Origin of the sequence: Thalassotalea loyana (assembly GCF_030161435.1) — a bacterium.
Classification (GTDB): domain Bacteria; phylum Pseudomonadota; class Gammaproteobacteria; order Enterobacterales; family Alteromonadaceae; genus Thalassotalea_G; species Thalassotalea_G loyana.
The window spans coordinates 1,002,053-1,015,918 of record NZ_BSSV01000001.1 but is presented as its reverse complement, the minus strand read 5'-3'; the positions used below and the strand labels follow the sequence as shown (position 1 = coordinate 1,015,918).

Here is a 13,866-nt window from a genome sequence, read left to right as displayed (position 1 = left end):
TTATATCTCATTACTTTAAAGCTACAGTAAATACTGCCAGCTGGGTGTCAGGTCTCTCACCCCCTGACAATTTCTTTATCGGCTTAATAAAAATGATCTTTAATCTTTTTTTAATTTTTTTTATTTAAGCTTTAAAACAATGACTTACGACATAAAACAGCACTCATTAGCAGAGCTTAATAACGAATTTTGGGCAATAAAAAAGCCGGCAATTGCCGGCTTTCAAGAGAATGTAAATCTAACCTTGTAGTAGACTTAATGCAGCTTGTGGACGCTGATTTGCCTGACCAAGAATTGTTTGGCTAGCTTGCTGTAAGATTTGGTTACGCGTCAACGCAGCGGTTTCAGCAGCAAAGTCTGCATCTTTAATTCGAGATTTCGCAGCTGACAAGTTTTCAGAGATGTTAGCTTGGTTACGAATTGTTGATTGGAATCGGTTTTGAACCGCACCTAATTCAGCACGCTTCTTATCAACCACCGCAATCAGTGAATCAATACCGGCAAATACAACTTGTGAATTAACTTGTGTAGAGACACTAATTGCCGTTGCAATAAATGTCGCGGCGAATGTGTCTGTTGCTAACGCTGCACCACCAATATCTGAAGCACCTTCTGCTAACGTTGATAATCGAACACCATTTACCGCACTGGCGATACCTGCAATACCTGATAAGGTAAAGCCACCATTGGCTGATAAACTAGCACCACCAACATTACGCATATCGAAACCAATTGTTTGAACAGCATCAGCACCTACTTGGAAGTTAGCAGCATAACTGCCATCTAATAAGTTTTGACCACCAAATGTTGTATCTGTAGCAACACGGTTAACTTCTTCCATTAATTGACGAATCTCTTGCTGAAGTGCCAATCTGTCTTCATCAGTGTTCGAGCCATTTGATGCCTGTTGAGCCAACGTTCGAACACGTTGAAGCATCGATGTCATTTCTCCCATCGCACCTTCGGCCGTTTGCGCAAGTGAAATACCATCGTTGGCATTTCGGTTACCTTGCCCTAAACCCAAAATTTGCGATTGAAGACGGTCAGAGATCTGTAGACCTGCCGCATCATCTGCTGCTGAATTGATACGTAAGCCTGATGATAAACGCTTAAAAGAGGTATCTAATTCATTACCTGAGTTCATTAATTGTCGTTGTGCGTTCAACGCACTGATATTACTGTTTACATATAAAGGCATGTTGACCTCTCTTAATTGTGTTTATTTTTAACGCCAATAAATAAGCGATTTTTAATCTAGTTAGTTAAAAGCAAGCTAGATGCCAACTTTATTAAAAAGGATCAAATATAGTTAAATAAACTTAACCCTTGTAATTGTGCATAGGTTTGTTGAGCGGCTTGAAGTGCTTGTTTCGATTGCTCAAACTTCGTTACAGCGGTTGCAAAGTCTAAGTCTTCAATCACCGAGCGCCCCTGCTCCATCAATAGCTCATTGTCCGCATGAAAGGATTCCTGGCTTTGGATCAGCTGCAAGTTAATACCCGCCTCACCTTGCCGAGTAGATATATGGTTTAGTGACGCGTTGATATTGCTAAGGATATGGCCGTAATCTACCGCGTGTTGCTCAGTCCCAGTGATAGTGCCTGTACGAGACACCCAATCAATCGCATCTTTAATCGCTTGAAAAACGCTAACAGTTTCTTGAGGGGCAAGTTCTAGTTGGTCACCCGGCAATGGTGTGCCGTCAATATTCACTTCCATTCCATTAAAGGCAACGGTTTGCCCAGGAACATAAGGATCAATTGTGATCAGGTTCACTGCCGAATTATCTGTAACCGCCAACTCTAAGGCACCATCACCATTAGTATCGGTAAAGTTAAAGGTATAATTTGCGCCATCAACATAAGCACCGCGATCTTGAATTACCGCTCTATTTACTGAAATTCCACTTTGGTTATTGTTGTAAACACCAACAAAATCACCAATCGGATTAGCAACTTCTAAGAATGCTTCATCACCTGGCTGGTTGAGTGGAACTTCAACACTTTTTGATATTTTCAGTTCTCTAACACCATCATCACCTTGGTAAACAACACTATTATCAGGCTGAAGTAAAAATGGGCGTTTATCGATTTGATAACCTGAAAATACATAACCACCTGTTTCATCACGCGCGTTAGCGACATCTAAAACCTGTTGTAAGTTTTGCTGTAATTGCTCAGCAAGTGCGGCGCGGTCATCATCGGACATCGAACCGTTATTAGCTTGAATAAATGTCGTTTTGACTTGGTTAAGAACATCCTGTGCCGTTGAAAAAGATCCCTCAACTAATGTATTGCGATTTTCGGCTTGAACAATATTACGGCGGAACTGTTCAATATTAGATAATTCATCTTTATAGCCGGTTAGTGTGCCATAAGATACTGCATCATCTTTTGCCGTTAACACCTTTTTACCGGAAGACAAATAAGCTACCTGTTCATTCAAATCAGATTCATTACGAGCCATATACATGCTCGACTGCATAAACATTTGATTAGTAGAAACTCTCATGATCTACTCCTAACGCGCCGCTTGGAACAAGGTGTCAAAAATCGTATTCGCTACCGAGATGATTCTTGACGAGGCTTGATAAGCTTGCTGAAATTTAACGAGATTGGCCGCTTCTTCATCAAGATTAACGCCTTTGGTTTCTTGATTACGGTTGTAAGCTTGCGTGTATAACGCATCGGCAGTATCTGCAACTAATTCAGCGGATGAGGCTTTTGAACCAACCGTTGATGTTGAGATACCTAAATTTTGTGTGAAAGATTCTCGACCATTATTCAAGATGCCCTGAGTTGCCGTCTGAGTTAATTGCAGCGCATTGGTGCCATTACCCATACCGTAAGCATCGACTAGATTGAAGACCTCTGGTGCATTTGGTGCTAGTCCTGATGGTTGACCTTCAATCTCAATGGTTAGATCACCTACGGTAATTTGTTGGCTAGGAGGCGTGTATGCACCACCACCAACGACGGCATTTGCAGTATCAAACACTTGATAAGCAAAAACACCACTTCCTGCTGGGTTTTCTAATACTTCAATACGCCCTAAGTCATTAGTGCGCGCCGCTACAGGATCATTTACTCCAATAATAGTAACGCTACCGCCACCAATATTATTGTCTCCTGGACGCACCTCAACCGGTGTTGAAGCGGCAATACCTTGACCATCAGTTAATGTGGTTTTCATTAACGATGCAGCATTTTCACCTGGTCGAATGGTAAATGTGTCGTTAGTTGCTGGCGCACCTGCGGTTTCAACAAAATCAAAACCAAATGGTGTATTGTACGTACCACCACCTGGCGCACCTAAATTAGTTTGGTTACCTGAACGCGTATCTGTAAGAATATAATCAACGCCATCAAAACTAACTTCATATTCACTATCCGTTAATTGTGTTACGTCAGTTATCGATACTTGAGCCGTAAGTGTACCAGCGTTGGTAGTAGGTGTTAGCACCCGTGCATTCATTAAATCTACCGTATTGATATCGGTAAACATGTTTAGCCCTTGCAACGCGTTTAAGTCTAAACCTTGAGATTGGCTTTGATTAAACGTATCAGTAATCGCCAGCGCTAATCGGTCAATTTGAGCGCGAGCCTCCTTTAAGTGCTCATCTCGAAATTCAATTTTGGCACCAAGCTCACCGCCAATTTTACGACCATCTAATACCGCCGTACCATTTGTTGACACGAGTTCAATTTCTGTTTTTGCTGAATCAGGATCTCCTGCGACAACGTTCATCGTAAACGCTGTTGTGCCAGCGACTAATGTCGTGCCATTTGCAATCATTACCGTTAAAACACCATTTTGATCTTCAAGGGTGTTTACTTGAGTAAACTTGCCCAACTCAGTGATTAACTTATCACGGGCATCAAGCAGGTCATTCGGTTGACCGGCTAACGTCAAATCTTTGTTCTGCAAAACCTGATTATTAATATGAGCAAGTTCAAGCGAAATATCGGATATTTGAGATGCGATTTGCTCTATCTCACTATTGACCGACTTCTCTAACTGTTCGAACTGTCGATTAATAGAGTTAAAATCACTCGCTAAAATATCGGCTTGATTCAATGCCATTGATCGCAAACCTAAATTGCTTGGGTTATCAGCAATTGAATTCATTGATTGATACAACTGATCTATCGAATTCATCACAGATGTTCCCATCGTGCTCATCGTATCGTTCAGTTGATCTAAAGACGCATGTAAACCATCGGCAAAACCGAGGTTTGTTTGGTTGATTAATTGTTCTTTTTGAGCGAACTCGTCGTACACGCGACGAATATCGTTGATAGAAGTACCAGAGCCAAAGTAATTACCACCTAACTGCTGACCAAGACGAGCTTCTTGTTCAGCGCGTTGACGGCTATAACCTTCGGTATTTACGTTGGCAATATTATGCGATGTCGTTGCCAACTGCTGTTGGGCGGCCAATAAGCCACTCACGCCAGTTTGGTACAAATCAACAGACATATGTTACTCCTACATGAAACTTAATGACTAAGCCATGTATGAGAATAATCAGAGGCTTAGTTGTTCAAAATGCTGGTTACTCGCTTTAATGTACCGATGATCTTGTTTGCATATTGAGGATCGGTAGCGTAACCCGCCTTCTGTAGTCCATGCAGAAACTGTTCCACATTTGATGACTTATCTAACGCGTCTTGATATCTATCGTTAGAAGAAAGGAAATTTATATAGTCATTAACACTATCTTTAATTGAATCGTACACTCTGAAAGGCGCATTTTGCTTGGTCATAGTGCCATTTTCAAACTCTAGCGTTTCTTTATTTGCTTTACCACCAGTCCAACGACTATCCGCTTTAATGTTGAATAGGTTATTTGAACTTTGACCGTCAGATTTTTGAATGATCTTTTTGCCCCAACCTGTTTCCAATGCTGATTGAGCAATAACAACCTGATAAGGAATCCCTAAAGCCTTTTCAACAGATTGAGCAGGTCCTGTCAGCTGTTGAACAAAATCTTCTGGTTTTTCAAACGCATGAACTTGATTAGCATGTTCTATGATTTCATTAAACGGGCGATTAGCGTCCGGTTTTTCATCAACTTTTTGACGATCTTCCGGCATTACTAAGTTACCGTTACTTCGAAGCACAGAGCTCGGTGTAAATGAATCTTGATCGCCACCTAATTGACGCACAATTAAGTCAGACAGGCCTAAACTACCATTGTTTGATAGTTCCAACGCTAATTGTTGGTCATGCATATCTCGATAAAATTTAGCGTTTTGAGAATTGAACGGGCTATCTGATTCCAGCACTTCTTGAGCACTTCGCATACTTTTCAACAGCATTTGCATAAAGATCGCTTCGAACTGTTTTGCTGCTGTTTCTAATGCTTGATCTTTTGATGCCTTATCATCAGCCTTAGATTGCTGACGAATATTATTTAGGCTCGTTAAATCAAAAAAATTAGCTGCTTCAGTGCCAGGTGTTTTCATCTTGCTACCCTGCGTGGTTAGATCACGATCAATTGGCCACGCAATGCGCCGGCCTGTTCAAGCGCTTCAAGAATCGCCATAACATCGCCTGGACCAGCACCAACTTCGTTGATTGCACGCACTAGCGTATCTAAAGTAACACCAGGATCAAACACGAACATACGTGAGTCATCTTGGCGAACATCAACAATTGATTGGGTGGTTGTTACCGTTTCGCCTTCTGCAAAGGCATCAGGTTGCGATACATCTTGCATCTCGTTGATTGTTACCGTAATCCCACCATGGGTAATTGCCGCAGGTAATAAACGCACATCAGAGCCAATAACAATGGTACCCGTGCGCGAATTAACGATGACTTTCGCCGCTGGGGTGTCTAATTCAAGCTCTAAATTTTCCAATGTTGCGAGAAAGCCAACACGATCAGATACGTCACGTGGCGCAGTCACTCTAACAGATGTTGCATCAATGGCTTTTGCACTACCCGCAATAAAATCATTGATGGTATCGGCTAAACGTTTTGCGTTAGAAAAGTCAGAATTTCTCAAGTTAAAGGTGATGTAATCTCCGGTTGCAAAAGGAGAATTTACTTCACGCTCTACTGTTGCTCCATTGGCTATTCGGCCAACAGTTGGTGTATTAACAAGGATCTTTGAACCATCTAATCCTTCAGCACCTAAACCACTAACGACTAAACTACCTTGTGCAACAGCATAGGCATTGCCGTCGATCCCCATCAAAATAGTTTGAACTAAGGTACCACCGCGCAGACTTTGCGCACTCCCCATTGATGAGACGGTCACGTCAATCGCCTGGCCTGGTTTAGCAAAAGGAGGCAATTCAGCATGTACAGCAACCGCAGCGACATTTTTGATTTTAGGCTTTAAGTTTTCCGGCATCGTAATGCCAAAATTGCTTAACATGGTTTTAAAGCTCTGTTCAGTAAACGGACTTTGTTCACCCGTTCCAGGTAAACCAACGACTAAACCATATCCGATAAGCTGATTTGAACGTACACCTTGCACATCAGCGAGATCTTTTATTCGTTGTGCGTTTGCTTGTGTTACTGCGAGTAACATAACAACGCTAGTGATAAGACGAAATACAGCTTTCATAATAATCTCCCGTCGATTTACAACGGCCACCACTTACTTGAGAAAAATCGAGACAACCAACCCTGTTGTTGGATATCTGAGAACGTTCCAGTGCCTGAATATTGAATTCGAGCATTAGCCACTTTGCTCGACAAAATAGTATTTGTTGAACTAATGTCCTTCGAACGAATAATCCCTGTTAGGCGAATATACTCATCGCCATTGTTCAAGGTTAACCACTTTTCACCTCGAATCATCAAATTGCCGTTTGGTAATACTCTTAAAACGTGAACTGAAATATTGCCACTAAGGCTATTACTTTGGTCGGCTTTTGAATCCCCCTTGAAATTGGAGTCTTGATCATAAGCAAACTGAATAGAGTTGCCGTTGATTGTTGCCGGCACACCACCTAACCCAACAATAGGCGATAAGGTAGCATCGTTCTCTTTCTTTAATTCAGTTTTAGCATTTTTTTGTGCTTGCGTACTTTCAGATAGAATGACTGAAATAATGTCACCCACCCGGTGTGCTTTGGAGTCAGAATAAATATTATTAATGTAGTTCGGTTTAAAAAGTGAGCCTGTTGGTACTAATGGCGCTTCTTCTGCTACCGGCATGATTGGCGCGAATTCCGGATCATCGGGTAAAATTTTGGCACGCTCATCTGTTGCTGAGCAGGCACTTAGCAAAATAATTGCAGATAAAGGTAACAGTAATTTTTTCATAACATCACCCCAACTAAAGTTGTTGATTGATATAACTCAACATTTGGTCAACGGCAGAGATAACTTTTGAGTTCATTTCGTAAACACGTTGAGATTCAATCAAGTTAACAAGCTCTTCTGTCGTATTTACGTTAGATGTTTCAAGTGCACCTTGCACTATCATCCCGAAACCTTCTAACCCAGGCGTCCCCTCTTGTGGTGCACCACTTACTGCGGTTTCAACGAATAAGTTTTGACCAATAGGCTCCAAGCCCGTCGGGTTAACGAAATTAACGGTATTTATTTGTCCAATCACGGCGTTATCAGCCTGACCTTGTAAACGCACCGAAACTTCACCGTCTTGCGATACCATTATCTCGATAGCATCTTCTGGTACTGTAATTTGAGGGTTAAGCAAATAGCCCGCGCCTGGCGTTACTACGTTACCTTCTTCATCCATCATAAATTGGCCATTACGGCTATATGAGGATGTCCCATCGGGTAATAAAATCTCAAAAAAGCCTTCACCTTGAATCATTAAATCAAGTGAATTATCAGTGGTTAACATGTCGCCTTGGGTATGGACTTTTTGTGTTGCAACAACTTTTGTCCCTGCACCTAACATCAAGCCTGACGGGGCTTGACTATCTTGTGCGGTGCGACCACCAGGTTGATTGATTGTTTGATATAAAAGGTCTTCGAAAACTGCGCGACTTTTCTTGTAACCCACCGTACTCGCATTCGCTAAGTTATTAGAAATTACGGCAATGTCTTTAGTTTGCGCATCTAAGCCTGTTTTACTGATCCATAATGCTGGGTTCATAATTTACCTCTTAATTAGAATGCGCGTAATAAATTCGCGGCTGCCGAATCATTTTCTTCGGCGGTTTTCATTAACTTCAATTGCATTTCAAATTGGCGCTGTAATGCAATCATGTCTGTCATTTCACCGACAGGATTCACATTACTGCTTTCTAGCATGCCACCTTGAATTTGCACCAAGGCATCTGGCGGCACAGGTGTACCATCTTTACGGCGAAATAAACCGTCATTGCCTTTTTCAATGTCTCTTACATCAGGGTTAACTAACTTGATTCGACCAATCTCTTCTTGGATAGATGAAGGAGCACCTTCAGGTTGAATCGAAATAGTGCCATCGCGACTAACTTGAATATTGTTTACTGGCAATGGCAAAAAGATGGGGCCTGCATCGCCAAGTACTAATTCACCTTCATTAGTTTCTAGTGCACCTTGCTCAGTTAAACGTAAATTACCATTTCGAGAATATGCTTCTGAGCCATCAGCAGCTTGTACCGCAAAAAATCCATCACCTTGAATAGCAATATCCAATGGGCGGTTTGTTGTGATCAATGAACCACTGTCAAAGTTTTGGCTAGCTCGCTCCGTCATCGCAAAAACACGTGTTGGCATACCTTCACCAAATGCTTGCATCGTTCTAGCTTGAGCCATGTCAGCTTTAAAGCCCGTTGTCTTTGCGTTTGCTAAGTTATTGGCAGTTACCGATAAAGCATGCATATTTTGTTTTGCACCGCTCATGGCGATATACAGCATCTTATCCATAGCAAATTCTCTTCGTTAGTTATCTTACTAAGGTAAATGCAAAACAGATGCCAAGTTAGGAAGGGAGTATTAAGATCTTGCCTTTGATACAAATAAAAAAGGCAGAGCGGGTGCTCTGCCTTTTCAATAGATTGATGTAATTATCGAATCTGTAAGATTGTTTGGTTTAACTGGTTGTCAACTTCCAATGAACGAGAGTTAGCCTGGAAGTTTCGTTGTGCGGAAATTAAGTCAATTAACTCAGCCGTTAAGTTAACGTTTGATTGCTCTAACGCTGACGAGTTGATCGTACCAAAAGTCCCCGAGCCAGCTTCACCAGCTAGAGCTTCGCCTGAAACAATACTTTCTTTCCAAGACGTACCACCAATTTGTGTTAAACCTTGAACATTGGCAAAACTAACTAACGCAATACGCGATAACGGCTCAGACGTACCGTTAGAGTATGTTGCTCGGATAAGACCATCAGTACCAATATCCAAACCGGTTAATCGACCTACGGCTAAACCGTCTTGCTCTAACGCCGTTACTTCAAAGTTTGAAGCAAACTGTGTCGGTTCATTAGCGTTTGGCCCTACAGCATCTAAATTGAAATCGATCGCGATGGTCTGAGTGTTATCAGCACCGTTAGATAAAATTGTCGTACCTAATTGTTCTGTGACAATACCACCTAGGGCTAATGGCGGAAGTTGCCCTTGGAAATCACCGCCAAAACTGAACTGTAAACGAGCACCAACAAGTGCACCACCATTAATACCTGAAATAGCACCGGCAACACGACCATCGGCAACCGCATCAGCTGCTGGATCTTGAATATCAACAGGAATACCGTCAACCGCCGAGAAAACTAGCCATTCATTTGGGTTTGTCGCTGGATCATCTTTGATGAAGTAGTAAGTCATCACGTGACTATCACCTAATGAATCAAACACCGTCACTGACGTAGAGTGGTTGTATGTTAACGGGTCTGTTGGGTCGAAGTTGTCTGGCGAGTTTGTAATATATGAGTCACCTGCCGGTAAGTTCATACGAATATCAACTTCGCTCGTTTGTGTTGGTGCACCTGATGAAGTTGGTACACGAATTGGCTCTGCAGTACTTAAACTTACAGAAGCAGACGAACCATCAGCGTTTACAGGGAAACCCAATAAGTGTCCACCGTTTGAATTAACAACGAAGTTTTCTGAGTTTAATTTGAATTCACCAGCACGTGTGTATGACGTTTCTAAGCTGTCAATTTCAGGTACTGTAGCAAAGAAGCCATTACCCGTAATCGCTAAATCTAATTCGTTGTTAGTAAAACGAATACTACCTTGAGAGAATTGTTGTGCTACGTCTGCTGTTAACGCACCGTCACCCACTTTGGTTTTACCCGATGATAATAACGATGATGCATAGACATCAACAAACTCAGCTCGAGATTCTTTAAAGCCTGTAGTATTAACGTTTGCAATGTTGTTTGAAGTAACATCTAAATCTTTCTGTGCGGCATTTAAACCACTAAGTGCAATATTAAATGACATAAGTCCACCTATCTTTAATTCTGTTTAACTCTCGGAAACCTCAACAACGTCTGATAACGCCATTGAGCTGCCGCCGTTAAGATTTAACATAATAGCGCCGCCAGCCCCCGCAAGCGTGACACTATCAACTTTGCGATATGTCATTGCCGGTAATTCTGATGCTTCACCATCAACTAAACCCGCAATTCTAAATCTGTAAGCCCCCTCTGGTGCTGGATCGCCATTAGAGTCCTTACCATTCCACTCAAAAGTAAATTCGCCTTGAGCGACATTTCCTACAGGAACTGTTTGAACGATTTCACCAACCGTATTCTCAACATAGATAAATACATTGCTCGCAGGTGCATCTGCTACTAGCTTACCTTTCGCAGCTTGTCCCTCAGTAATGCCAAAGGTATTGTCATTAACTAAGACACTTTGACCGACTAATGAAGAAGCTTGTAAAGCTTGGCTTGACGACATCTGCGTGGCAAAGTTTTCAAACTTTTCATTAAGTTGTGAAACACCGTCAGTAGTCGAGAATGCTGTCATTTGAGAGATCATTTCATTGTTCTCTACCGGTTTTGTCGGATCCTGATACGCCAACTCTTTTGTCAATAAGGCAAAAAAGTCTTCCTGCGTAAGCATGCCATTATCGGCTTCATCGGCGACATCAACTTGTTCTTCTTGCCAATATAATCCGCCTAAACCGTTACTACCGTTAACTGAATCAACCATTTTTAACTCCTAATTAACGCTGACCTAGCAGTAATGTTTTATTAACCATGTTTTTAGCAGACTCTGCTAACTGAACATTCGTTTGGTAAGAGCGCGATGCAGAGATCATATTTGTCATTTCCTCGATCACATTGACGTTTGGCTTGTAGATGTAACCATCTTTATCCGCCATTGGGTGATCGGGCTGATATTCCACATTTAGTGGCTTATCACTCTCAACAATACCCAGTACTTGAACACTAACGGACTGATCTTGCCCATCGGCAGCTTTTTGCATCTCAGCGGCAAAAACTGGGTGTCTTGCACGGTAAGTTTGATCAATACTACTGCTAACACTATCCGCATTGGCAATGTTACTTGCCGTCGTATTTAATCTTACTGATTGTGCGCTCATACCCGCGCCACTGATGTCGAAGACATTAAATAAACTCATAATTATTGACCTCCAGTGATCGCTTTCTTCAAGCCTTTAATCTTTGAATTCAGAAATTGAACGCTTGCTTGATACTCTAATGAGTTTTGGAGATACAAGTTTCGTTCCACTTGTACATCAACGGTATTACCATCACCCGTATCTGGTTGATTTGGAACGCGATATTCAACACCATCGTTCAATGACATGTTAGTATTGAAGTGTTTTTCATTAGTGCGAGCCATATTCATTTGTTGATTTTTTGCCGCCGCAGACATTGCCGCTTTAAAATCCATGCCTTGTGCTTTATAGCCAGGTGTATCGGCATTTGCGATGTTACTAGCGATCACTTCAGCACGTTTTGATCGAACAAGCATGCCTTGTGCATGTAGCCCAAATGCTTTCTCAAAACTAATAGCCATAATCATTCTCCAAAAATTCTTATTTTCGAAGATTCAATTTTTGTGCCAAGAGATGCGTCAAAAAAAAATGGGGTAGCGTGAAATCACGCTACCCCATCCTTATTTACTGACTACAATTTATTTTTGATAGAGGATGCCAGGATTACACCTCACCATTGAAAAGTCCTGATTGATGCCCGATAAAGACTCAGACGCGCCTAACACAAGGTAACATTCGGGGTTTAATACGCCATGTATTTGAGAAATGATTTTACTCTTCACTTCCGGTGAAAAATAGATAAGTACATTACGGCAAAAGACCAAATCAAACTTACCGAGCAAACTATAACTATTTAACAAGTTTAGGTGTCTAAAGTTGACAAGCTTTTTCACATTATCTTTGACTTTCATCATGCCATTATCACCATTTTCAAAAAACTGGCGTTTTCTTTCCATAGAGAGGCCACGTGACAACGCTAACGAATCATAGTGGCCGTAACGACAATGCTCTAACATGGTTTCAGAAATGTCTGTCCCAATGATTTGTGCCTGCTTAAGTGCCCCTGGATTTTTTTGCTGAAATTCCAGCACACACATTGCAAGTGAATAGGGTTCTTGCCCTGATGAACTTGCCGCAGACCAAATCTTGATTGAAGATTTCTTTTTAGCAAGCTCCGGCAATATTTTGGTTTTTAGCAATTCAAACGGATAGTCATCACGAAACCAAAGCGTTTCATTCGTTGTCATTGCGTCAATGACCGCTGCCCGCAATTGTCGTTGTGACGGGTTAAGAGTGCTATTAACTAAGTCTTCTAATGAAGAAATGTCAAATTTAGCCATCAAAGGCGCTAGCCGACTTTTGACTAAATACTGTTTGTTTTCACCCAGCACAATTCCACACTGCTGCTCTAGAAAAGTTCGAAACTGACTGTAACTTCTATCGTCTAATTGTTTTGGCATCGCTTACTTCACTTCAACGGTTATTCTTCTAGGTTCAACCATTTTTTAACCGCAGTCGCTAATTCGTCTGGGTGGAACTTTGGAATAAAGTCTTCCGCCCCAACCTTTTCAACCATAGCATTATTAAATACACCACTTAACGATGTATGCAATATAACGGGCATCGTATTTAATCGCTCTTGGCTCTTAATTTCTGCCGTCAGCGTATAACCATCCATTTCAGGCATCTCGATATCCGAGATTAACAGTGCAACTTTTTCAGTAATACTTCTCTCACAGGTATCTGCTATTGCATTAAGTTGATCTAGGGCGTCTTGACCATTTTTTGCTAACACCATATTCAAACCAAGTGGCTCTAGTGCTCTTTTTACTTGATTACGAGCAACCGTTGAGTCATCGGCTATCATAACCAGTTTATCGCCAACACTTTCACCGACCGTAGTATCGGCAACCTCTTCGCTTAACTCTGTAGAAACAGGGTTTATCTCATTTAAGATTTTCTCAACATCTAAAATAGAGACCATTTCGCCTTCAATTTCAGTAACCGCTGTTAAGTAATTTGATTTACCTGCACCTTCTGGCGGCGGTAAAATATCTTGCCAACGAATATTAATAATTCGCTCAACTCCAGCGACTAAAAAGCCTTGAACTGCACGGTTGTACTCAGCAATGATAATAAATGAGTTATCTGTTTGAACAATTTCAGGGCCACCGGTTGCTTTGCTTAAATCGATAACCGATATCGTTTGGCCACGAATATGAGCCACACCTTTGATATATGAATCTTGATGAGGAAATGCAGTAAGCGGCGGGCACTGTAACACCTCACGTACTTTAAATACGTTGATGCCAAAACGTTGAGGCCCGACAAGCTTGAACAATAGTAGTTCTAACCTGTTTTGCCCAACCAACTGTGTGCGTTGATTTACCGAATCTAGAATACCAGCCATATAAACCTCTTATTTAAACTCTCATTGCATCTTTAGCAATCAGGCACGTTTCTTGATAAATA

14 protein-coding genes are annotated in these 13,866 nt (G+C 41.6%); all 14 read right to left on the bottom strand.

Features of this window, described 5'->3' with window-relative positions; genetic code table 11:
- Positions 1 to 238: 238 nt before the first annotated feature.
- On the bottom strand, positions 239 to 1,198 hold the full coding sequence (locus tag QQK05_RS04430) for a flagellin N-terminal helical domain-containing protein (RefSeq protein WP_284296237.1): 960 nt from the start codon (positions 1,196 to 1,198) through the stop codon (positions 239 to 241).
- A gap of 101 nt (positions 1,199 to 1,299) precedes the next feature.
- Complete coding sequence (gene flgL / locus QQK05_RS04425) at positions 1,300 to 2,511, bottom strand: flagellar hook-associated protein FlgL (protein WP_284296234.1); 1,212 nt, start codon at positions 2,509 to 2,511, stop codon at positions 1,300 to 1,302.
- 9 nt (positions 2,512 to 2,520) lie between these two features.
- Positions 2,521 to 4,479, bottom strand: a complete 1,959-nt coding sequence (flgK, locus tag QQK05_RS04420) for a flagellar hook-associated protein FlgK (RefSeq protein ID WP_284296233.1) — start codon at positions 4,477 to 4,479, stop codon at positions 2,521 to 2,523.
- 56 nt (positions 4,480 to 4,535) lie between these two features.
- The gene (flgJ, locus tag QQK05_RS04415; protein WP_284296232.1) at positions 4,536 to 5,468 is read right to left on the bottom strand and encodes a flagellar assembly peptidoglycan hydrolase FlgJ; all 933 of its coding nucleotides are present in this window, start codon (positions 5,466 to 5,468) and stop codon (positions 4,536 to 4,538) included.
- Positions 5,469 to 5,485: 17 nt separating this feature from the next.
- Positions 5,486 to 6,544 (bottom strand): flagellar basal body P-ring protein FlgI, encoded by a 1,059-nt coding sequence (locus tag QQK05_RS04410; RefSeq protein ID WP_284296446.1) that lies wholly within the window; start codon positions 6,542 to 6,544, stop codon positions 5,486 to 5,488.
- 53 nt (positions 6,545 to 6,597) lie between these two features.
- Positions 6,598 to 7,284 (bottom strand): flagellar basal body L-ring protein FlgH, encoded by a 687-nt coding sequence (flgH, locus tag QQK05_RS04405; protein WP_284296231.1) that lies wholly within the window; start codon positions 7,282 to 7,284, stop codon positions 6,598 to 6,600.
- Positions 7,285 to 7,297: 13 nt separating this feature from the next.
- Entirely contained in the window at positions 7,298 to 8,086 is a 789-nt protein-coding gene (flgG, locus tag QQK05_RS04400; protein WP_284296230.1) for a flagellar basal-body rod protein FlgG, read from the bottom strand.
- 14 nt (positions 8,087 to 8,100) lie between these two features.
- Complete coding sequence (flgF, locus tag QQK05_RS04395; RefSeq protein ID WP_284296229.1) at positions 8,101 to 8,844, bottom strand: flagellar basal-body rod protein FlgF; 744 nt, start codon at positions 8,842 to 8,844, stop codon at positions 8,101 to 8,103.
- Between the two features lie 140 nt (positions 8,845 to 8,984).
- Positions 8,985 to 10,364 (bottom strand): flagellar hook protein FlgE, encoded by a 1,380-nt coding sequence (gene flgE, locus QQK05_RS04390; protein WP_284296228.1) that lies wholly within the window; start codon positions 10,362 to 10,364, stop codon positions 8,985 to 8,987.
- 24 nt (positions 10,365 to 10,388) lie between these two features.
- Positions 10,389 to 11,081 (bottom strand): flagellar hook assembly protein FlgD, encoded by a 693-nt coding sequence (locus tag QQK05_RS04385; RefSeq protein WP_284296227.1) that lies wholly within the window; start codon positions 11,079 to 11,081, stop codon positions 10,389 to 10,391.
- Positions 11,082 to 11,094: 13 nt separating this feature from the next.
- Entirely contained in the window at positions 11,095 to 11,514 is a 420-nt protein-coding gene (gene flgC, locus QQK05_RS04380) for a flagellar basal body rod protein FlgC (protein ID WP_284296226.1), read from the bottom strand.
- Between the two features lie 2 nt (positions 11,515 to 11,516).
- Complete coding sequence (gene flgB / locus QQK05_RS04375) at positions 11,517 to 11,915, bottom strand: flagellar basal body rod protein FlgB (protein WP_284296225.1); 399 nt, start codon at positions 11,913 to 11,915, stop codon at positions 11,517 to 11,519.
- A gap of 117 nt (positions 11,916 to 12,032) precedes the next feature.
- Positions 12,033 to 12,854 (bottom strand): CheR family methyltransferase, encoded by an 822-nt coding sequence (locus QQK05_RS04370; protein WP_284296224.1) that lies wholly within the window; start codon positions 12,852 to 12,854, stop codon positions 12,033 to 12,035.
- 20 nt (positions 12,855 to 12,874) lie between these two features.
- On the bottom strand, positions 12,875 to 13,804 hold the full coding sequence (locus QQK05_RS04365) for a chemotaxis protein (RefSeq protein WP_284296223.1): 930 nt from the start codon (positions 13,802 to 13,804) through the stop codon (positions 12,875 to 12,877).
- Positions 13,805 to 13,866 lie beyond the last annotated feature (62 nt).